The 20,789-nt window shown below is 44.3% G+C and carries 17 protein-coding genes; 10 read left to right on the forward strand and 7 right to left on the reverse strand.

The window, feature by feature from the left end; genetic code table 11:
• Positions 1-14 precede the first annotated feature (14 nt).
• Both cydD and cydC read left to right on the forward strand, forming a co-directional pair.
• On the forward strand, positions 15-1,838 hold the full coding sequence (cydD, locus tag MHH92_RS15025) for a thiol reductant ABC exporter subunit CydD (RefSeq protein WP_340904625.1): 1,824 nt from the start codon (positions 15-17) through the stop codon (positions 1,836-1,838).
• The gene (gene cydC, locus MHH92_RS15030; RefSeq protein WP_340904626.1) at positions 1,835-3,562 is read left to right on the forward strand and encodes a thiol reductant ABC exporter subunit CydC; all 1,728 of its coding nucleotides are present in this window, start codon (positions 1,835-1,837) and stop codon (positions 3,560-3,562) included. The genes cydD and cydC overlap by 4 nt, the downstream gene beginning before the upstream one ends.
• A gap of 144 nt (positions 3,563-3,706) precedes the next feature.
• On the opposite strand, the gene MHH92_RS15035 is transcribed toward cydC, so the two are convergent.
• Positions 3,707-3,982, reverse strand: a complete 276-nt coding sequence (locus MHH92_RS15035) for a hypothetical protein (RefSeq protein ID WP_047842994.1) — start codon at positions 3,980-3,982, stop codon at positions 3,707-3,709.
• A 187-nt stretch (positions 3,983-4,169) separates the two neighbouring features.
• Here MHH92_RS15035 and MHH92_RS15040 point away from each other — a divergent pair, with 187 nt between their 5' ends.
• Positions 4,170-5,786 carry a helix-turn-helix domain-containing protein gene (locus MHH92_RS15040; RefSeq protein WP_340904629.1) on the forward strand — a complete coding sequence of 539 codons (1,617 nt, stop codon included), beginning with the start codon at positions 4,170-4,172 and terminating at the stop codon, positions 5,784-5,786.
• A gap of 28 nt (positions 5,787-5,814) precedes the next feature.
• Entirely contained in the window at positions 5,815-7,560 is a 1,746-nt protein-coding gene (locus MHH92_RS15045) for a cache domain-containing sensor histidine kinase (RefSeq protein WP_340904630.1), read from the forward strand.
• Between the two features lie 104 nt (positions 7,561-7,664).
• On the opposite strand, the gene MHH92_RS15050 is transcribed toward MHH92_RS15045, so the two are convergent.
• The 4 genes from MHH92_RS15050 to MHH92_RS15065 form a co-directional block, all read right to left on the reverse strand.
• The gene (locus MHH92_RS15050) at positions 7,665-8,555 is read right to left on the reverse strand and encodes a carbohydrate ABC transporter permease (RefSeq protein ID WP_100526293.1); all 891 of its coding nucleotides are present in this window, start codon (positions 8,553-8,555) and stop codon (positions 7,665-7,667) included.
• An 18-nt stretch (positions 8,556-8,573) separates the two neighbouring features.
• Positions 8,574-9,464 (reverse strand): ABC transporter permease, encoded by an 891-nt coding sequence (locus tag MHH92_RS15055; RefSeq protein ID WP_036615758.1) that lies wholly within the window; start codon positions 9,462-9,464, stop codon positions 8,574-8,576.
• A gap of 90 nt (positions 9,465-9,554) precedes the next feature.
• Positions 9,555-11,159, reverse strand: a complete 1,605-nt coding sequence (locus MHH92_RS15060) for a hypothetical protein (protein WP_340904632.1) — start codon at positions 11,157-11,159, stop codon at positions 9,555-9,557.
• Between the two features lie 186 nt (positions 11,160-11,345).
• Positions 11,346-12,356 (reverse strand): alpha/beta fold hydrolase, encoded by a 1,011-nt coding sequence (locus MHH92_RS15065; RefSeq protein ID WP_340904633.1) that lies wholly within the window; start codon positions 12,354-12,356, stop codon positions 11,346-11,348.
• 124 nt (positions 12,357-12,480) lie between these two features.
• Here MHH92_RS15065 and MHH92_RS15070 point away from each other — a divergent pair, with 124 nt between their 5' ends.
• Together MHH92_RS15070 and MHH92_RS15075 are read left to right on the forward strand one after the other, a co-directional pair.
• Positions 12,481-13,365: a LysR family transcriptional regulator gene (locus tag MHH92_RS15070; protein ID WP_076253081.1), complete on the forward strand. Its 885-nt coding sequence runs from the start codon at positions 12,481-12,483 to the stop codon at positions 13,363-13,365.
• 111 nt (positions 13,366-13,476) lie between these two features.
• Positions 13,477-13,941 (forward strand): NUDIX domain-containing protein, encoded by a 465-nt coding sequence (locus MHH92_RS15075; RefSeq protein ID WP_340904634.1) that lies wholly within the window; start codon positions 13,477-13,479, stop codon positions 13,939-13,941.
• A gap of 162 nt (positions 13,942-14,103) precedes the next feature.
• Here MHH92_RS15075 and MHH92_RS15080 read toward each other — a convergent pair whose 3' ends face one another.
• Positions 14,104-14,451 carry a winged helix-turn-helix transcriptional regulator gene (locus MHH92_RS15080; protein ID WP_076253083.1) on the reverse strand — a complete coding sequence of 116 codons (348 nt, stop codon included), beginning with the start codon at positions 14,449-14,451 and terminating at the stop codon, positions 14,104-14,106.
• Between the two features lie 133 nt (positions 14,452-14,584).
• On the opposite strand from MHH92_RS15080, the gene MHH92_RS15085 reads away from it, so the two are divergent.
• Both MHH92_RS15085 and MHH92_RS15090 read left to right on the forward strand, forming a co-directional pair.
• Positions 14,585-15,499, forward strand: a complete 915-nt coding sequence (locus tag MHH92_RS15085) for a DsbA family oxidoreductase (protein ID WP_339187282.1) — start codon at positions 14,585-14,587, stop codon at positions 15,497-15,499.
• 116 nt (positions 15,500-15,615) lie between these two features.
• On the forward strand, positions 15,616-16,188 hold the full coding sequence (locus MHH92_RS15090; protein ID WP_340904635.1) for a hypothetical protein: 573 nt from the start codon (positions 15,616-15,618) through the stop codon (positions 16,186-16,188).
• 634 nt (positions 16,189-16,822) lie between these two features.
• On the opposite strand, the gene arfA is transcribed toward MHH92_RS15090, so the two are convergent.
• The gene (gene arfA / locus MHH92_RS15095) at positions 16,823-18,331 is read right to left on the reverse strand and encodes an arabinosylfuranosidase ArfA (RefSeq protein WP_047843004.1); all 1,509 of its coding nucleotides are present in this window, start codon (positions 18,329-18,331) and stop codon (positions 16,823-16,825) included.
• A 208-nt stretch (positions 18,332-18,539) separates the two neighbouring features.
• Between arfA and MHH92_RS15100 the strand changes: the two genes are divergently transcribed.
• The gene (locus MHH92_RS15100) at positions 18,540-19,457 is read left to right on the forward strand and encodes an ArsR/SmtB family transcription factor (protein WP_101313801.1); all 918 of its coding nucleotides are present in this window, start codon (positions 18,540-18,542) and stop codon (positions 19,455-19,457) included.
• A 111-nt stretch (positions 19,458-19,568) separates the two neighbouring features.
• Entirely contained in the window at positions 19,569-20,711 is a 1,143-nt protein-coding gene (locus MHH92_RS15105; protein WP_340904637.1) for a phosphotransferase enzyme family protein, read from the forward strand.
• The last annotated feature ends 78 nt before the right edge of the window (positions 20,712-20,789 follow it).

Consider the following 20,789-nt stretch of genomic DNA (forward strand, 5'->3'; position numbering starts at 1 on the left):
AGGAGGAGCGTTCAATGAAAAGGAGAGGCAAATCCAATCTGATCTCGCAGCAAATGTCTTTACAACGAAAAAACAGACTTCTCCTTGCGATCATTTCGCTGGCCCTTGGTGTAGCTATTATAAGCCAGGCCACCTTGGTGGCTGAAGCAGTCCAGCGAATCTTTGTAGAGAAAGCTTCCTTTTCATCAGTGATCCTGTTGCTTGTCCTATTATTGGCTGTTATGGCCGTACGCTCACTGTTGTCGTATGGTAATGGGAAAGTGGGCTTGCATATGGCAGCACGCGCCAAGACAAATATGCGAGCATCTGTGTTGCAGAACCTGACCCGCGCTTCCATGCCTTCAACCCTGAGTGGACAGACGGGAGGAAAGGTCAGTGTTGCTTTGGATGCTGTGGATGAGGCCGACAGTTATTTCAGTCAGTACATGCCGCGTATGATGGAAGCTGCGATGATCCCGATTCTGATTCTGGTTGTTACGTTTACGCAGCACTCTAACACAGGCTGGATTATGCTGTTTACGGCACCGTTTATCCCGCTGTTCATGATCTTGGTTGGGCTCAAGACAAAGAACAAATCAGAAGAAAAATACGCGCAACTGGCTGAGTTTTCCGGTACGTTTCTGGATTCGCTTCAAGGGCTGGTTACGTTAAAAATATTCGGACGGGCTAAACGTCAGCAGCAGGAAATTGAACGTAGCAGTCTGGGGTATCGTGATGCCACCATGGGCATTTTGAAGATTGCATTTACAAATACGTTTATGCTGGAATCGATCGTGATGTTAAGTATTGGTATTGTCGCGCTTGAACTGGCTATTCAATTACTGGTTTTCAAATCGATGAGCTTCCACACAGCCTTTCTCGTGTTGTTACTCGTCCCTGAGTTTTACAGTCTGTTGAAGAATACAGGAACGGCTTTCCACAGCGGGCGAACCAGTATGGGGGCCATTCGCAAGGTGGAACAGATGCTCGCGGACACTAGTGTCAAGAGCACACAAACGGAGCGGGAAGAAGGATCGGATCAAAGCGTATTAACCAATGTCGATACAATTGCAAGGACGGAAGAGCTTCGTACAGCTCGTACAGAGTCGATAACAATGCCACCAACCATTGAACTGAACGATGTCCGATTCCAGTACACACCTGATTCCTTTGGACTTGAGACAGGACAGATCTCAATTGGACCAGGAGAACAGATTGCTATTGTAGGCAAAAGTGGCTCAGGTAAAACCACGCTGATTCATCTCATTGCCGGTTTACTGAAACCAGATTCGGGAGCGGTTCTGGTTAACGGAAGCCAGCTTTCGCAACATGATGAGGCTGCATGGTTCGAGCGTGTTAGCTACATTACACAGCATCCGTATATTTTTGCAGGTACATTTGCCGAAAATATTGCGATTGGGGCGGGGCGGAACGTCTCCAGAACTGAAATTGAGCAGGCGGCAGAGGAAGCAGGACTTGCTGGCGTTGTTGCACAATTGGAACAGGGCTTAGATACCTTTGTTGGTGAAGGTGGCCGGGGGTTATCTGGTGGGGAAAAGCAAAGACTTGCCTTGGCACGTGCTTTTCTGAAGCGACCAGCTGTTATTTTGTTCGATGAACCCACCGTTGGTCTGGATCTACACACCGAGCGGGTATTGCAACAATCCATTGCGGCATTAGCCAAAACGGCAACGATGATTACGGTGGCACACCGTTTATATACAATTCAACATGCGGACAACATTTTGTTTATGGACAATGGGGTATTGGTGGATTCAGGACATCATAACGAACTTCTTGCACGCTTGCCGCAGTATGCCGAGATGGTTGATGTACAACGGAAAGGAGGGTTAGCATGAATGAGCTGACGATTCTGTCAAAAGCGATGATTCAGGAGCGCAAGGATATCTTGCTTTCGATATTGGGCGGATTTATCGCCGGCATAGCAGGGGTAGCTCTCTTTTCCGCGAGTGGGTATATGATATCGCAAACGGTATTTGCGCCACCGCTGTACACCTTAATTGTACTCACTTCCATGGTCAAACTGCTGGGTTTCCTTCGAGCGGCGAGCCGCTACGGAGAACGATTGTATTCCCACAGGGCAACATTCTCCATGTTGAGCCGCTTGCGGACGTCCTTTTTTGCCAAACTGATCCCGGTAACGCCAGGTATATTGAATAAAAACCGAAGCGGGGATCTGCTTGCACGGATCGTGGGTGATGTGGAAAGCTTGCAAAATTACTTTTTGCGGGTCGCGTATCCACCCATCATGGTCGTTATGGTGTTTTTGGCTACCATGCTGTTCACTTCGGCCTTTTCGATCTGGATTGCGTGTTTGTTAGTACTAGGTATGCTGATTACGGCATTTGTTGTACCAGGTATTGTCTTGTTAGGTCAGCGAAAAATACACGGACGTGTCCGCCAGCAACGGGCCTTGCTGTCCACGGAAGTGACCGAAGTATTGTATGGTTTCCGGGATTTGAAAGTATACGGCCAATTGGAACAGCGTGAGCAACAGCTTCAGCAGGCTTCCGCTGCATTGGCAACGGAGCAGAAACAAGCCGCTTCGCACCTGTTGCGCGGGCAGTCCATGCACGTTTTTGTGACGTATCTCGTTACATGGGGAGTGCTAGCACTCAGCGCTTTCTTAATTGTGAATGGAGCATTTGCCGGTGTATTTCTCGCCATGCTGATCCTGGCCACGCAGACCGTGTTCGAAGAAGCTGCCGCAATGGCTATATTGCCTCTATATAAGCAGGACAGCGAACACGCCGCTCAGCGACTGGCGGAAACGGTGCCAACCTCCGATGTACAACCTGTACAGCCAAGCGGTGAAATTTCAGCCGATCAGGCGGTTTCGATTGACCTATCCGGTGTTAACTTCCAATATGAAGGGGAATGGAGACCGGCGCTGAGGGAGCTATCTCTACAACTTGCAGCAGGCTCCAAAACAGCGATTGTCGGGCCGAGCGGGTCAGGCAAGTCAACGATTATTGATTTGTTACTCAAGTTGCGCGCACCAACGTCTGGCGATATACGATTAAACGATGTTTCGGTGAAGGAACTGAATGAAGAGAGCATTTGGCAAGGGACGAATGTCGTGTTGCAGCAAAGCCACTTCTTCCGGGGAACCATCCGGGACAACCTGTTGCTGAATGGAGAAGAACATTCGGGTGAACAACTGTCGGCTGTGCTGGATAAAGTCCAACTGCCGAATAAGTTGTTGACCGACATGGTCTATGAAAAAGGGGAGAACCTGTCGGATGGTGAGAAGCAGCGGCTGGCTCTCGCACGGGCCATGCTGCGCAAAGGACGGTTATGGCTTCTGGACGAACCAACTTCTTCACTAGATTACGTCACAGAACAACGTGTGTTGCAGCATCTTCTGGCACAAGCTGCCGAAGATACACTTCTCCTGATCTGCCATCGGCTGACGGGATTGGAAGAGATGGATCGGATTGTGGTCATGGACCAAGGCAAGATTGTAGAATCAGGTTCCTTCTCCGAGCTGATGGAGCAAAAAGGCTATTTTTATGAAATGAAACAAATTGAACGACAAATGATTGGAGACGCCGGGGCGTGAAAGGAATTTCAGTCTACTCAAGGTGTCGATAGTACTTTCATAAAAGACTAAAGAACGTTACTGATGTTATCATCAATTAGTCGTTCTTTAGTCTTTTTGTCTATCTATTGAGAAGACTCGTTAAGCAGCAATGTAATTTAGCTTTTACATAACAGCAGATGACTCAGCCGTTTTATTTTTCTTCGCAAGCGGTTTTTTCCTTAGTGTCCTATCATACAGATACGGTTTTCCGTGATATTCCCGTGCATGCTTTTGTTTCTGCTTTTTATGTATATCAACCTTGATCTCCAGATTGGCAACGTTATTCTGGAATTCAGAAGCAACTCGTTTGCACCATTTCAATCCACTTTCTTCAGATGCACTGAAATGAACACGTAATAGATATCCGTTCACCGTTAATTCAAACTTGTATAAATTCATGATATGTATCCTTTCCAGGCGGGCATGTTATGTTACACCAAATACGATAATCTGATTATAACAGGAACGTATGTTCTGTAAAAGTATTATTTATGATACCCGCACTTCAATAAGGTTCGCTAGACATCTTTGCAACGGTTCGTTTAATGGTAAAATATCTAAAAATGGTTCATGTTGGGGGATACGCATGTATAAACTGATGATCGTAGATGATGAATTGCTCATGCGGGTTGGAATTCGTTCCATGCTGAATTGGGAAGAGTATAATTTCTATGTTGTTGGAGAGGCAGGAAATGGAAAAGAGGCATTAAGCCTTGCGCTTGAAGTGATGCCTGATCTAATTATTACAGATATCAAGATGCCGATTATGGATGGGCTCCAGCTTATACAAGAGGCCTCCTGCGTATTGAAAACCTGTAAGTATGTCATTCTGAGTAATTTTGACGAATTTCATTATGTGAAAGAGGCGCTAAAACTTGGCGCTTCAGATTACTTGATTAAAAGTGAGATCACCGAATCCTCCCTTATTGACCTCCTGAGCACTGTTGGACAGAAACTGCAAAGTGAACATGTTCACCCAACCAACACACCCTCTATAACACAGGACTATTCCAAGAGCCTAAGATATCTAAAGGATAGTTTCTTCCAAGATATTGTAAGCGGATTCATTAGTGAGGAGGATATCGTCACCAAAGCGGAAGAACTACATTTTCGTATACGTTCGGACCAGTTGGTTGTCATGAAGTTCATCGTGAACTATTACGAGGATGCAAAGCGGAAATATGTAGAGAAGGGGGAAAAGCTGCTCCGATTTTCGATTCTTAATATTATGGAAGAGATCATTCCATCGAAGTGGGAGAAAGAGATTTTTGTTGAAAGTTCCTCTGAATATTGGGTGATCGTCAACGTACTTCCTGAGAGCCAATCTGTACACGCCGACTTAAATAAACTATGTAATAAATTGCTGTCTTCGATCAAGGATTTTATGAATCTATCGCTCACGGCTGGGGTAAGTAGAATGACTTCCGGTTTCCTTCACATCAGGACGGCCTGCCAAGAGGCAGAAACGGCTTTACAACAGAGTTTCTTCACAGGAAGCAACCAGGTGTTGTATTACGATGATATGGTTCAATCCCCAGATCGACATGAAGTAAAGGGGGCTTTAAGCCCGCAACAAGAACGAGATTTGTTGAAGTTATGGGTAAGCAAAGACAACCAAAAGGCGGAAGAGTTCCTTGAAGGAATCCGATCCAATCTGGAACAGCTGCGAGCAGATGAGAATAGCATTCGCAAGCAATATATCATGGTAATGGAAACGATACATTCCCATCTATCCCGAGCTACGGAAAGAGGTGCACCTTCTTTAACAGAAAAATCGCCATATGAAATCGTTCTAAAGGGGGAGTATTGGGAGGATATCCACCAGGATATGCTTGCTCATATTGCGTATTACTTCCAAACCGATTCCCAAATCAAACAGGAAAGCACTTACACCGCTCTCGCCACTGAATTGATCGACAAGTATTATGCGGAAGATATCTCACTACAAAGTATCGCTAGCCAAATCAGTGTGAATCCGTCGTATCTCAGCCGTGTGTTCAAACAGGAACGAGGAGAGAACTTTATCACGTACTTGACCCGAGTTCGAATTGAACATGCCAAGGCGTATCTATTGAGCAGAGGAATGAGAGTGTATGAAATTGCAGAAAAGGTGGGCTACCATAATTACACGTACTTCAGTAAGATTTTCAAAAAATCGGTAGGGGTCACTCCGGAGGAATATCGAGAATTACAGCAGGGATGAATGTAATCGGTGAATAGAGGTGCAGCATATGAAGCATGTTCGGCCCTTCCGAATCAAGTACAAAATTATGGTGATCTGTATGACGGTCATTATCCTTCCGGTATTGGTGATGACAATCAATTCGTATTACTCCTCCGAGCGGTTATTGGCACAGAACTATACGACGTTGCTAAACGATCTTGCCAAACAAACGAATATTCGCATTGACGAGTTCCTCAAGGAGATTGAGAAAATTTCGCTGCTAGCCAGCAATGGGCTTAGTGACAATCTGTCTGCGACTCATGAAGGGAGTTTTCCGATCCAGGATTTCCTGCGAGAGGGTGATGAACAACATGAGATTGCCGCATACAATATTCTGATGAATTATATCATGATGAAAGATCGCGTATTCTCCATCTACCTCTACAATATGAATGGGGGGCAAGACCTTTTTGTCAGTCCACATCAACCCATTGATCCAAACTTCAAAGTAGCAAACGAATTGTGGTTTAAAAAGTTCATGCATGATAAGGATCGAACCATTACCCTCACAACACGAATCGACGAGCAATTGGAGAATAAAATACTGGCAGTGTCACACGCTCGCAAAATTCATGATGTGACTAGTGGAAAACTGCTTGGCGTGATTGTTGTCAGCATTGATATCAAATTCATCGAAATCGTCAATCGAAACTTGCAGGAAGGGTTGCGCTCCAGGTTCATGATTGTTGATGAGGATGACAAGATCGTATATAACGTGAACGAACGATTAATCGGGACACTGTTCCGTGACAACGTTCGTCCGCCTGAATCACTAAATGTCGTGGTGACCAGTCCCCTTAGTCAGCAAAAATGGACAACTTACTTATATATGCCTTTGGATGAACTGACTGCTGATGGCAAAATATTGGGCCGTAATCTGGTGACGCTTGCCATAGTCATTGTTCTTTTTGCTGCCGTCATATCCATATTTTTATCTCACGTGATCACAACTCCCATTAAAAAATTGCTGCGGAATATTGCTCTAGTGGAGAAAGGTCAGTTCGAACAAGTTGTACCTATTGGCTCCAGAGATGAGATTGGACATTTATCCATTCGGTTCAACAGAATGTCACATGAATTGAAACGGTTGGTCGAACGGATGCAGCAGGAAGAGATAGAGAAAGCCAAGGCCGAGATGCGTGCGCTCCATGACCAGATCAAGCCTCATTTTCTGTATAACACCCTTGGGTCGGTGAAATGGATTGCCTCGATGCAGCAGGCTGATAAAATCGTGGAAATGACCGATGCACTAATCTCGATGCTTCGCTATACAACAAAATCTGATGGAACCCTCGTAACCATTCGTGAAGAACTCGATAATATAGCTAATTACGTAACGATTCAGAATGTCAGGTACTATGATTGTATTCAAATGAGATATGAGGTTGAGGATAGACTGCTGGATTATCGCATGCCCAAAATGATTCTACAGCCCATTGTAGAGAATGCGATATTTCATGGACTCGCTGAACTCGAAGAAGACGGAATCATTACCATTCGGATTCAATCAAAGCTGGATGAAGTTGTGATCGAGGTCTGCGATAATGGCGTGGGTATGGATCATCATACGATGCAGAATCTATTGGAAGAAAAGTCCGGTGCACGTACGGGAACGAATGGGATTGGATTGCATAATGTGCAGCGGCGGATTCAACTTCATTTTGGTAAACCTTATGGAATTCAGGTGGAGAGTAAAATAGGTGAAGGTACCATTTTCTCCATTCTGCTGCCTGCCATCCTAGAAGCCAAATAGTCATTCATGCTTTCACTTAGCATCTCATAATGCGGTACAGCGATCATAAACATAAGTTTAGATATAAACAAAGGGCTCGCAGTATGAACTGCAAGCCCTTTTGTTCACCCTTTGACGCTACCTAACACCAAACCTTTGGTGAAATATTTCTGCAAGAATGGATACACAAGTAAAATCGGAATGGCACCCAGGAACATCTGAGCGGCGCGCCCCGTTCTGGCGTTCATCATGGACAACAGCTGTGTATAATCTGACCCAGATTTCAGCATGATTTGCTCAAAGCTTTGCAGGAGGGTCTGCAGGTAGCTTTGTAATGGATAATTGTCTGGATTGTTCATATAGATAATGCCATCGAACCACGAATTCCAGTGAGCAACAATACTGAACAAACCAACCGTAGCGAGAGCGGGCTTGAGAAGTGGGAGTAGAATACGAAGCAATACCTGTACAGGCCCAGCACCATCGATAATTGCTGATTCTTCAATCTCCTCGGGCAGCCCCCGAATGAAATTCATGAGGATAATCATACTGAATACGGGGAGGGCCCCAGGCAGGATCAGAGACCAGATGGAATCGATCAGTCCCATTTTGACGACCACGAGATAGGTTGGAATTAGACCTCCACTGAATAACATGGTTATTATGAAAAATCCCATATAGATATTACGCCCCATCAATTTTTGTTTGGATTTGGAGAGGGGATAAGCGGTGAGTACGATCAGAACCAGATTCACCACCGTTCCGATAACGGTTCGTTGAATGGCTACCCAGAGAGAGGAGAAAAACGATCCTCCCGTTAATGCAAATTCATAGGCTTTTGTCGTAAATTCCACAGGCCAGAACGTAACACTCCCCGCAGATACAGCCGCGCTGCTGCTGAATGAAACAGCCAGCAGGTTGATAAACGGCAGGATACATAGGAGAGAGATTAGAAGCAATATGGTGTAGTTTATGATAAGAAATACACGTCTGCTCATACTTTTATCATAGATCATAATGTAAGTTCCTCCTTCTTAGAAGATACGATAGCCAGCCACTCTGTAAGCCAGGATGTACGATACAGCAACGAGAACACTGGAAATGATCGATTTGAATAACCCGACAGCGGTACCAATTGAATACTGTGCTTGTTGAATTCCTAAACGGTAGACATAGGTATCAATAATATCACCGGTCTGATAAACAACAGGGGAGTAGAGATTATAGATTTGGTCAAAGCCAGCATTGAGTACGTTACCAAGTGAAAGTACGGTCATTAAAACAATGGTTGGCATGAGGAGAGGCAACGTAATATAGATGGTCTGCTTCCAGCGTTTGGCTCCGTCGATCACTGCGGCCTCATAAAGTCCCGGATCAATACTGGTCAGAGCTGCCAAATAAACAACCGTGCCAAATCCGAAACCTTTCCATATGTCACTCACAATCATCGTCCAAGGAAAAATAGAGGGTGTGCCGAGAAAGGAGATCGGTGCAATCCCAAATACACTTAAAAATGTATTGATGATGCCGTCGGAGCTAAGGATATCCAGCATGATGCCAGCCATAATGACCCAAGAGAGGAAGTTCGGAATGTAGACAAGTGTTTGAAATGTACGTTTAATTCCACTGTGTAGTACCTCGTTAAGCAATAATGCGAAAATTACGGGTACGATTATACCACCGATAATCTTAAAGACAGACATGTACAATGTATTCCAGATCGTTCTTACGAAGTTCGGCTGATTAAATATGTGGGTAAAATTATCCCACCCTACCCATGGCGAGTTGAATCCGAGGCCCGGATTGTACTTCTGAAACGCAATAATAAGTCCGTAGAAAGGGATGTAACAAAAGATGAAGACCAAGACCAGGCTTGGGATCAACATGAGATGGTAAGGACTCTGCTGCTTCCATTTTCTCAACATACATATTCCTCCGTTCCTTGTACGCCAAATGTAATCGCTATCAAATAAAGGGGAGAGATCACCCTCATCCCCTCTTTGTGACAAACGAGATTATTTCTTCCCGTAGGCTTCATTAACTGCCTGAGTTGCGTCATCGCCCCCGGCTGCACGCCAATTTTGGACAATAACATCGAAATAATCGATACTTTCGCTACCCATAATGATCTTGGTGAAACCTTCGGTCAGGATATCATCCAAGGTTGTGCCGTAGCTTGAAAGTATTTCTGGCGTAACACCCCATAAGGCCGTCTTTGTATAGTTCTCGCTGTCCAGTACTTTCTTGGCAAGACCATACGCGTTCTTTGGAGCCCCTTGTTGCAAATAATCACCAACTGCTCCTGGGGTTGCATTCTCTATGAATTCCAAACTGTTGTTATATTTTTGCCACATACCCGAAGTCGTGAGTCCACTGGTATCCTTGGATTGAAGGGCAGCGGAGACCGCCTCAAATTGCTCGTAATCGGAATTCGGATTAAGTACACGGAACGCTCCAACAACATGGGCAATATCGTTGTCCAGCAAGGCGGATAACGTTTCTGTGGATTCCTTGCCATTGCCTTCATCCACAATATAAGCATAGTCGTTCAAAATTTTGATCACTTCTTCAGGACTTTTAAATCCCTTTTTCATGACGATATAATTGTTGTTAGCGAAAAAGATGGATTGTTTGGCTTCTTTCCCATCAACGGTAGGGATGATATAAGGGTAGAAGATGGCGTCCTTACCCAGATTGGATACCGTATCGACACCCGGATTATAACCCCACCATTGGTAATAAGGCTGCATTCCCACTTTGCCGGCTACGATATCCGCGTTCATCGCATTAAAGTCTTTGATTGCAAATTCCGGATCAATGATGCCTCGCTTGTACCATTCTGACCACTCAGCCAGCGCATTTTTCATCTCAGGCTGCACGGAGCCGTACACGAGTTTTCCAGTGCTATCCTCCATCCACATATCCGGATGCGCATTCCATGCAATGGCCAGCAGGTTGAGGTAATCCAACGATTGGTCTACCGCTATACCATAACCACCGTGCTTTTCCATGAATTTTAGTGCGATATTTTTGATGTCTTCCACAGATTTCGGATCTTGGACTCCCAATTCTTCTTTCCAGTCGTTCCGAATCCAGATGAAGTCTGGTTGTTCAATTAATCCCCAGTGCATCTGTGGTATCCCGTATAGCTTACCGTCTTTCTTTCCAGATTCGTAACTGTCTGCATCTGCTTCCATGTAACCTTTGAGACGATCTGAAGCGTGTTGATCAAATACCTCGGTAAGGTCCATGACCATATCTGCTTCGACTAACTGTCTCAGTTGTGATGGATTAACTCTGAATACGTCAGGAAGATCGTTCGATGCGATAGCCAAATTGAGTTTTGTATCGTACTCATCGCTAACCCAGTCTGTTTTGACGTTGATATTAAACTTCTCTTTGTATCGCTTAATCCATACATTGTTGGTGATATCGTCGCCCTTTGGATATTTTGCAGAAGAGTATTCTGATGTTACGGTATGAATGGTTGTTGTTCCAGCCTCGTTGGAATCCGTGTCCGTTGTTGAACCTTTATCAGCACCGCTTCCATTGCTACAGGCTGCGAGTAATAAGGTTGACATGCACACAGACAAGACTAAAGCTTTCGTTTTCTTGTTCATTTCTTTTCCCCCTTATCAGTCGTATTTCAATAACGCTTACTTGAAAATATTCTAAACGAGAAAGGGGGAATGTGATATAAAGGTTATTGACGAGAACCCGTATCTTTTTTTACTTTTGAGTTATAGCGAAGAAAAGAGAAATGAGCTTTGTGCACTTTTTTTACTTTGTACTCCTTCTTTTTTTACTCATGTCTCCAAAAATTGCTTTAGATGACGATCGATAACGAGTGAATCCTCTTCGTTTGCTCCGATTCCAAAGCAGTGTCCCCACTTGGACTCTACAGGTTGATACACCGCGTTTGGCATATGCTGAGCATCATACGAACTGTCTTCTGGCGTGAAAAACAAGTCACTTGATCCTGGCATAACGAGTGCAGGAGCAGCGATCTTGCTTAACGCCTGTTCGAAGTTGCCGTCATCTACGGGATTATCGCTAATGTCTCCATAGATTCCTGTACGCAACATGGTAATCAAGTCGTTAGCATCGAAGGGAAGAAATACTTGATCCCAGTAATCTTCTACATAAGATTTCAAAGAGTCGTAACCCTCAGATTGGTACAATTTCTCCAAATAGTACGCCTGCGAGAACCCCCATGGAGCATAAGCTCTTCCCATCGCTGCGAGACCGGCAACCGGAGGGCGCTCATATCTACCATTTTTATAATTCGAATCTGCCTGTAACGCCGCGATCATTGCTTCGAATACCAACTGTGTATGGGGTCTGCTCTTTGCCGTTCCGCCAAAGGGGGCAATACGCTCAACCATCTCAGGATAACTGGTTCCCCATTGATAAACCTGCATGGCTCCCAGAGACCACCCCACAACAAGTTTGATTTTGGAGATACCGAATTTTTGAGTGATGAGTTGATGTTGGGCACGCACATTGTCATACATGGAGATGAGAGGGAAGTTGTTCTTATCATATGGGGCAGGGGTATTACTTGGAGAGGAAGATAACCCGTTACCCAACATATTGGGCACAACGATAAAATAACGACTGGGGTCCAGTGCTTTGTCCGTTCCAATTAACCATTCATTATCTGTGTGAATTCCAGCAAACCATGTTGGGACAACAATAACATTGTCCTTTGCCGCATTTAAGTTTCCATAGGTCTTGTAAGCGATAAAGGCTTGAGGGAGCTGTTGCCCCGATTGAAGTAATGTATCTCCAAGGTTATATGTTTCATAATCGTTCATAGATTGATTCTCCTTATAAAATAGTAATAACTTGATTTCACTCTACAATACGTCTATTATCAATTCAACGAAACGTTATCGAACATATCATTCATTTATTTTGAACTTAGGAGGTACCTGACTCATGGAAATACGCCAGCTAAAAACCTTTTGGACACTTGCATCGACCTGCAGCTTTAGTCAAACTGCTGAATTATTGAGCTATGTACCGTCTACCATAACCATGCAAATCAAATCGCTGGAAGAAGAGCTTGGGGTGAAATTGCTGGATCGATTAGGCAAAAAGGTCGTGTTAACGGATGCTGGCCAACAGTTTCTGCCGTACGCCACTAAGATATTAAACGACGTAGAGGAAGCAAAGTGTATATCCAGTCAGCACGGAGAATTGGCGGGAACGGTTGTGATCGGAGCAGACGAAGTGCTGTGTGCATATCTTCTTCCAGCCTTGTTCAAACGCTTCCGAGCAGACTATCCTGGTGTGCGGTTATTGTTCCGCCCCTTGTCCGGGCAAGAGCTTAAATCAAGTCTGAGAGAAGGGCATGCCGATGTCGTTTTTGTATTGGATGAGCCTATTAATTCCAGAGACCTTCATTCAGAGTTTTTAAAGGATGAGACCTTTCAAATGGTGGTTTCTCCCGATCATATGTTAGCATCGCGTTCCGAGTTGGTCATTGATGACTTCCACAAACAGCATTTTTTACTGACCGAAAAGAACTGTTCGTATCGCACTTATTTTGACCAATCCATAACGAAGAAAGGTGCAGATGCTCTGACAGAGCTGGAGTTTCATAGTGTAGAAGCCATTAAACAATGTGTTGCGGCTGGTCTAGGGATCGCTTTATTACCTGAAATGGCTTTGAAGAAAGAGTTGAGCGATGGGGAAGTGGTTGCTCTGCCGTGGGATTTATCAGATATATCCTTTTCTGCGCAAATGCTCTGGCATCGGGAAAAATGGATCTCTCCGTCCATGGCTGCTTTCATGGAGGTCGCCAAGAGTGAGTTGATTTGATTGTTCAGAATTTGTTTAGATGTATGTGTTAAAATACTCTTCATGGAGATCGTGAGGTTAAATGGAATCAACCTTCAACAACATGATACATATATATATGGGGGATTAGCAATGGAGAGAAAGATTAGAAATTCTGCAAAAGCATTGATCATTAAAGACGGGAGAATGCTTGCAATGAAGCAGGATGATAATGATGAAGTCATCTACATTCTGCCTGGTGGGAGCCAGAATGCAGGTGAAACCCTGACGGATGCTGTGAAGCGTGAAGTTGCGGAAGAAATCGGAATAGATGTAGAACCGTTATCACTGGAATTTGTCATTGAAGGGGTATACGGTGAAGCTCTTCATCGTGTAGATTTTGTTTTTTTATGCGAGTACATAGGTTTGATGGACCAAGATAATTCTATTCTGCCAAGTGACGAAAATCAGGTGGAATTTGAATGGCTTGAAATTAAAAATATATACGAACTACCTTTATTTCCTTCAAAATTACGAAAGCAGATCATTAGATTGGTTGATGGAGAAAAAACGGTTATGTATTTAGGAAATGAGGAAGATGACGACCTGAATAGTTAGATGTGCACACGTCGTAAACAAGCGGCCGTCTTGTATTTATAAAGGAAAGGCTATTTCAAAGGACATGATGGTCCAGTGAAATAGCCTTTTTGTCGTTGAACAAAGTGTACAGAGCGATTCAAAAATGAACATCTATGATAAGGGGTTACAATAGGCCAGGAGTTATATATCTTGTTGCTTCACGCCTGCTGTCATATTTTTCTGACCCCATATTACCATGGATTCAATTAAAGGAACCAATTCCTTGCCTGATTCTGTGAGTGAATACTCCACTCTCGGTGGCACCTCGTTATATTGCTCCCGATGCACGATGCCGGAATGAATCAAATCCTTCAAACAGTTCGTTAACATCGTTCCGGTAATGCCAGGTAGTCTTCTTTTTAATTCATTGTAACGTATACAGTCATTTTCACTGAGGATTGCCAGAATCGGAAGATTCCACTTGCCTCCAATGACCTGAAATGCATAAGTCGCTGGACATAACTGATCGAAATTAAACTCGTATTTCACTTGATACCCTCCAATAGTATACTTTTTGATACTAAGTCAGAAAAAGAATCGTACTTGTTCAGAAGATTGTAGATATTATAATCAAACTAACACAAGAAAATCAATTCATAAGACAATATAAAGGCGGGATAACGTGAGTAACGAATCTATGATGTGTGATCTGGAAACAGGCGTATGTGGTGTGAACGAAGAAGAGGCGATGCAAGAAATCAATCTGAATCACGTTGAGAAAAGAATAACTCTTTATTACGCAACAGATCCGATCTGTTCTCACTGCTGGGCGCTTGAGCCTGTGCTTCATCGGTTTATTGAGGAATACGGCCATTATTTTACGCTGCAAATCAAAATGGGTGGGCTATTGGCTAACTGGAATGGTTTCTCGGATGGCGCTAACGGGATTCAGAAACCTTCGGACGTTGCAGAGCATTGGAAGGAAGTGGGTGAACATTCACGCATGCCCATCGACGGTTCCTTATGGCATGATAATCCAATACTTTCTTCCTATCCGCCATCTCGCGTATTTAAGGTCATTCAGAGTACACACCCTGGTAAAGAGCAGGACTTTTTAAGACGTGCGCGTGAAGCCGTGTTTGCATTTAATCGAAATATTGGAGAAGATGATGTGCTGATGGATATCGTCAATCAACTGGGCTTGAATGGAAAAGAAATAGTTGAGGCGGCTGCAGAGCAATCTGCACAAGAGTTATTAGAGGAAGACTTTGAGAATGTCGCTAGTTTGGGAGTTAGAGGTTTCCCATCTATTATCATTGTGAATGAAGAGAACCAGGGTATAAAAATTGTCGGAGCCCGTTCTCTTGAAACATATGTGCAAGCACTTCAGCAGGTGCTTGGTGGTGATCTGAAACCCAAACAGATAAACTCGTTGGAGCAGAAAATCAATGAGGGACACCTTCTTTTTTCTAAAGAAATTGAGGTCTTGTACAGTATTGAAAAGAGTGATATTGAATCATATGTGAAATCTGAATTGGCAGAGCACACATATCGTATGGGTCATATTTTGAATGAGATATATATTGAGCATATCTGAGACAGGAGCCATGTCAGAATCTTCCTGCTTTCGGCACACGGATGTGTTATTCGCACAGGCAAGTCGTCCACCCATTGCGTAGACTGAAGTAGATCAAGTCAAGTGAGGTGAATTCCATGGCTAAAACCAATGAAATACACGTCCGGGTGAAACGGCTCAAGGATCGCCCAGTCTGCGTGACTCTTCATAATGGCGAGACGTACGTCGGGTACATCTCTGGTGTTAACAGCGAAGGCGTAGTGCTTACCGGGGGCGGAAAGCTTACTCAGACCGCAATCACAGCACCCTCATCTGAAGGCAGTGCTCGCAAAACCAAACCTAAAGCAGGGGCTACGAGAAAAACAGCATCCTCTCGAAACCGTAAACGGGTGAACAGCACACGTAAGTCGCAAGTACGATCCCGGTCGATGTCTCGTTCAACGTCTAGGCAAGCCCAGGTATCATCTTTCATGCCTATGCTAGGCTCACTGTTAGGTGGCTTTGGCGGTGCAGGGTCGATTGGAGGTATGTTAAGCGGTGGCATGCGGTTGTTTGGCATGATCCAGCGGTTTACACCTGTGGTCAAAATGGGGTATGGCATGATTAAGCAGATTCAGCCATTTATGGGAGCAGTTCAAGGGCTGATGACTCCAGCAAGCCAAGCAGCTCAGGCTGAAACCGAAGGTGAAGAGGAAGCACAACAAGGATAATACTTGAAATGAAAATCGTGAAATAGAACACAACCTTCGTTGCATTTGGGAAGGAAGCATTGCTAGTGTGTTGGGTGATTTGATCTCTTTCTGATCTGTTCTGTTCCTTATCTTCTTCTCTGTTCTGTTTCAGCTTCTTCGCTAGATGCTTCACTGCAAGCTGCTCTCCGTACGCCAAACGGAGGGTGGCTTATTTGCTTATGCTGTATATGAGGTTCGAACCAGCTCGATTTCGCATGCTTGCTCAGCGCTAACGAACCTCAGAAACCGTATTCGGGTCAATATCAAGCCGTTAAAATTCTAACGAACATGACAAACCCTATTTGCTGCAAAATGTAAGATATAGTGTGATAAAGGGGCAGATTCTGCAGCATAGCTTCCTCTGTGTTCGTTAGAATTAAAATTCGCCCGAAACGGGTTAAATAAGACTCCCTGTGTTCGTTAAATTCGTTCGTTGCGAGGAATAAAAAATGAGGTTTCAAATACGCGCCACACTTCTAACTTTGGAACTATGTAGTTGGGCCGTTTGCCATCATACAGCAAAAAGCACCGCGCGCAGGGAGCTACACGCGGTGCGGAAAACAATGCTGATGTTGCAGAGTAAGAGAGAATTCTATCCCGCTCTTATTATTTATTATGCCTGTTTGGTTTTGAGGCGAATCACGTTCCATGATGCTTTGTTCAAGACTGCTTGCACTTTACCCTGGTCAACCGTTGTATATCCACCGTTGTGAGGAACAACGTTACGTGGGTTTTCTTTGGTATTGGTGGCTTTCAAGTCGTTGTTCTCCAATACAATATGCTCCACAAATGTCGTTTCTCCGAAGGAACGCAGATCCACATTCAGTTCCAACTTCTCATCCAAATGTCTGTTCACCGCAAAGATTGTGATCGTGCCGTTCTCTTCATCATGCACACTGATCGCTTCGAGATAAGGCACATCTGTAAAGTCTTTGGAATCATATTTAGGTGAAGTTGTGATGGATCGCAACACCGTACCACGGCCGAAGTTGGATGCGTGCATGAATGGGAAATACGTCGTCTGGAACCAGATTGCTCCGTTATTTTCCGTCATGATTGGTGCAATGGTGTTAATCAACTGAGCAAGGCAAGCCATTTTTACACGGTCGGCGTGCTTGAGTATGGTAATCAGATAACAGCCCACAGCTAGTGCATCTTCATGTGTATACACATCTTCAAACTCTGGAGGCGCAATCTGCCACCGTTCTTCCATACGGCTTGTGCCGATGGATTTCCAGACATTCCATTCATCCAGAGACAGCATTAATTTCTTTTTGCTGCGTTTCTTGGCTTGTACAAAATCACAGATTGAAGCCACACTATCAATAAATTGATCCAGATCCAGCGATGTCGCCAGAAAGTCATACGTGTTGTCTTTATTATTGTTGTAGTACTGATGCAGGGACAAGTAGTCCACATTTTCATAGGTGAGATCCAGCACAGTTGCTTCCCAATCTGCAAATGTACTCATGTCACGGCTGGAGCTGCCGCACGCGACGAGTTCAATATCCGGATCAACCCATTTCATCGCTTTAGCGGTCTCATTGGCAATACGGCCATATTCATATGCAGTCATTGCACCAATCTGCCAAGGGCCGTCCATTTCGTTGCCTAGACACCAGGTTTTGAATTTATGCGGGTCTTTGTAACCGTGAGAGATACGCAGATCACTCCAGTATGTGCCAGATGGGTGGTTGCAGTATTCGATCAGGTTTCTGGCCGCATCAATACCGCGAGTACCCAGATTTACAGCCATCATGACTTCGGTTCCAACCAGCTTGGCCCAATCTGCAAATTCGTTTGTTCCTACCGCATTTGTTTCAATCGTCCACCAAGCGAGTTCAAGTCTGCGTTTACGCTCCGCTACCGGACCAACGCCGTCCTCCCAATTGTAACCGGATACGAAATTGCCGCCCGGATAACGAACGATGGGTACATTCAAAGCCTTGATCGCTTCAATAGCGTCCTGACGGAAACCTTGAGCATCTGCGGTGGGATGACCTGGATCATATATGCCGCCGTATACGGCCCGTCCCAGATGTTCTATAAATGAACCATAGACACGCGGATCTACTTCAGCAATCTGAAAGTCTTTATCGATAAGCATTTTGGATGTAAGCATGGTATGTACCTCCATTGGATGAATTCATATTTTTAAAAGAATTAACAGTGGTATTGAATTCGCTTAAAAGCAAAATCAAATCATTGATTTGTTATCTAATATGTATCATAATGCTTATATATTGAGCAAGTTCATTTTTATGAGTTCGCTAAATAACGAATCCTGAAATTGAAATAGATCGATTTTACTCAAAAAGGAAGTGGACATCATGATGCTTGGGACAGATGCAGCTTCATTGCTAATTTACGAGGCACTGGCAAGTGAAGCCCGTTTAAACATTGTGCGCCTGCTGCTACAAAACAGGGAAATGCATATCAATGCGCTTGCCCAAGAGCTTTTTCTGAGCAAAGCTATTGTAAGTACACATGTAAGCAAGCTGCAAAAAGCAGGAATTGTCGGTAGCCGAATGAAACGGGAGAACGGTGGAACCTATAAATACTGTTTTATCGTACGAGAATTCATGACTATTAACCTGTCACCAGAGCCTGTTGACGCTCCTTACCATGAAATATCCATACCGGTAGGTCAATATACAGATTATGAAGCATGGCCGACCTGCGGGATTGCGACAACTACGCAGATGATTGGACAGTACGACACGCCTGCCTGCTTTATGGACCCGGATCGGGTGAACGCGGGAATCCTTTGGATGGCACGAGGTTTTCTTGAATATAAGATTCCCAATTATCTGAATACAGAACAGCATCTCCAGGAAATTGAAATTTCACTCGAACTCAGTTCGGAAGCACCCCAAGTTAATGAAAACTGGCCTTCTGACATCCGTTTTTCCCTTAATGGTCATCACCTCGGAACTTGGACAAGCCCAGGGGATTTTGGAGATCGGAAGGGCAAACATACACCGCTATGGTGGAAATTGGACGTCAACCAGTATGGTGTACTGAAGGTGCTGCGTATTAACGGAGAAGGGACGTTTATGGATAGCCAGCGCATCTCAGATGTGCGTATCCATGATCTGGAGCTGGATTCATCCACTTACTGGACGTTTGGATTAAGACCGGAAGAAGGGGTGCCCGGTCGAGGCGGACTTACGTTGTTCGGGAAAGGGTTCGGCAACTACGATCAGGACATTTTGATAAGGTACTATTACGAGGCTGCTGAGTTATAAATTTGGCTAGTAAAATGTGGAATATTAGGATAAGATGTAACCATCTGAACAAAAAGGAGCGTTTTTAAATGTCTAACAAGGTGATTTTGCTTTAGGTTCACAGAAGGATATTTGCGTTACAGATTCCTTTTGTGGACATTGCACTGCGGGAAACCGTCCAAACAATGTTTACTGGAGGAGATTATTATTAATTTTAACGAAGCTGTTAACATCAGCAATACACATGTACTGACGCTGGTACCCGAGTTGTTTCATCTGGAGGGTTACAATATTCAGCTTATTCCGCCTCATGAGGGTGGACGTAATGTCGTTTACACTTGCGAGCAAGAGGGGCGTGAATCGCTAATTCTACGGGTGTCTTTTTTGCCTGACAGAAAGCGGGAAGATTACATTGCCGAACTGGAGTATGTCCGGTATCTGTTTGAGCACGGTGCAAGTGTCTCGAATGTAGTTAGCTCGAAAAAGGGTCATCTGTTAGAAGAGATCACTTATAATGAGCATACGTTCTTTATCTGTATGTTTGTAAAAGCCAAGGGGAAGTTGCTGGTAGAAAACCATTATCAGTACCGTGAAGGGGTCCCACTTAGCGAATACTATTATAATAGCGGAAAAGTTCTGGGCAGGATGCATCAACTATCGAAAGGCTACACTCCCGTCCATCGCCGGCATCATTTGATTGACAATTACAGCGGTGAATATATCGATAATCTGGTACCTGAATCATTCCCTCTGCTTAAGGAGAAGATGGTTGAGCTCCTGAATACCTTACAAGGTTTGGATACAAACCAAGAGACATTCGGCATGATCCATTTTGATTATAACGATGGAAATTACTCGATCGATTTTGATACCGGTCAGATCACTGTGTATGATTTTGATAATTCATGCTTCGGTTGGTATATGTATGATCTGGCAGATCTATGGACGCACGGCGTCGGCTGGATTCAGTTTGAGCCAAATGCGGATAAACGCAAACAGTTCATGGATGACTATTTCCAAACCGCCCTCGCTGGATATACTTCCGAAACCAAGATCGAAGATTCGATGCTGGAGAAGCTGCCTTTATTTATTCAAGTCACTCTCTTGGAGAATATTCTAGGTCAATTTGAGGAAATGCTGCGTGCTGGCGAAGAACCGGAAGCTAACGAAGAACTGCTGTATCTCATTAAATGTCTGGAAGAGGATATACCGTATAAAGGATTTTTCCATGAAATGTATTCCACTGAAGCTCCTTTTGAGTATGAGGGACGCTGAAGGGACCTGTACGTAAACTAAACCCTGAATAACCAAGGATTCATCAAGTGGGGAGGCAGCCGGATTGATCGGTTGCCT

Origin of the sequence: Paenibacillus sp. FSL M7-1414, assembly GCF_038003195.1 — a bacterium.
GTDB lineage: Bacteria > Bacillota > Bacilli > Paenibacillales > Paenibacillaceae > Paenibacillus > Paenibacillus amylolyticus.

Coding starts and splice junctions, on each gene's coding strand:
- MHH92_RS15075 (WP_340904634.1), top strand. CDS start 13,477: ATGGAGAGAAAGATTAGAAATTCTGCAAAAGCATTGATCATTAAAGAC.
- MHH92_RS15045 (WP_340904630.1), top strand. CDS start 5,815: ATGAAGCATGTTCGGCCCTTCCGAATCAAGTACAAAATTATGGTGATC.
- MHH92_RS15040 (WP_340904629.1), top strand. CDS start 4,170: ATGTATAAACTGATGATCGTAGATGATGAATTGCTCATGCGGGTTGGA.
- MHH92_RS15100 (WP_101313801.1), top strand. CDS start 18,540: ATGATGCTTGGGACAGATGCAGCTTCATTGCTAATTTACGAGGCACTG.
- cydD (WP_340904625.1), top strand. CDS start 15: ATGAAAAGGAGAGGCAAATCCAATCTGATCTCGCAGCAAATGTCTTTA.
- cydC (WP_340904626.1), top strand. CDS start 1,835: ATGAATGAGCTGACGATTCTGTCAAAAGCGATGATTCAGGAGCGCAAG.
- MHH92_RS15065 (WP_340904633.1), bottom strand. CDS start 12,356: ATGAACGATTATGAAACATATAACCTTGGAGATACATTACTTCAATCG.
- arfA (WP_047843004.1), bottom strand. CDS start 18,331: ATGCTTACATCCAAAATGCTTATCGATAAAGACTTTCAGATTGCTGAA.
- MHH92_RS15090 (WP_340904635.1), top strand. CDS start 15,616: ATGGCTAAAACCAATGAAATACACGTCCGGGTGAAACGGCTCAAGGAT.
- MHH92_RS15060 (WP_340904632.1), bottom strand. CDS start 11,159: ATGAACAAGAAAACGAAAGCTTTAGTCTTGTCTGTGTGCATGTCAACC.
- MHH92_RS15070 (WP_076253081.1), top strand. CDS start 12,481: ATGGAAATACGCCAGCTAAAAACCTTTTGGACACTTGCATCGACCTGC.
- MHH92_RS15035 (WP_047842994.1), bottom strand. CDS start 3,982: ATGAATTTATACAAGTTTGAATTAACGGTGAACGGATATCTATTACGT.
- MHH92_RS15050 (WP_100526293.1), bottom strand. CDS start 8,555: ATGATCTATGATAAAAGTATGAGCAGACGTGTATTTCTTATCATAAAC.
- MHH92_RS15055 (WP_036615758.1), bottom strand. CDS start 9,464: ATGTTGAGAAAATGGAAGCAGCAGAGTCCTTACCATCTCATGTTGATC.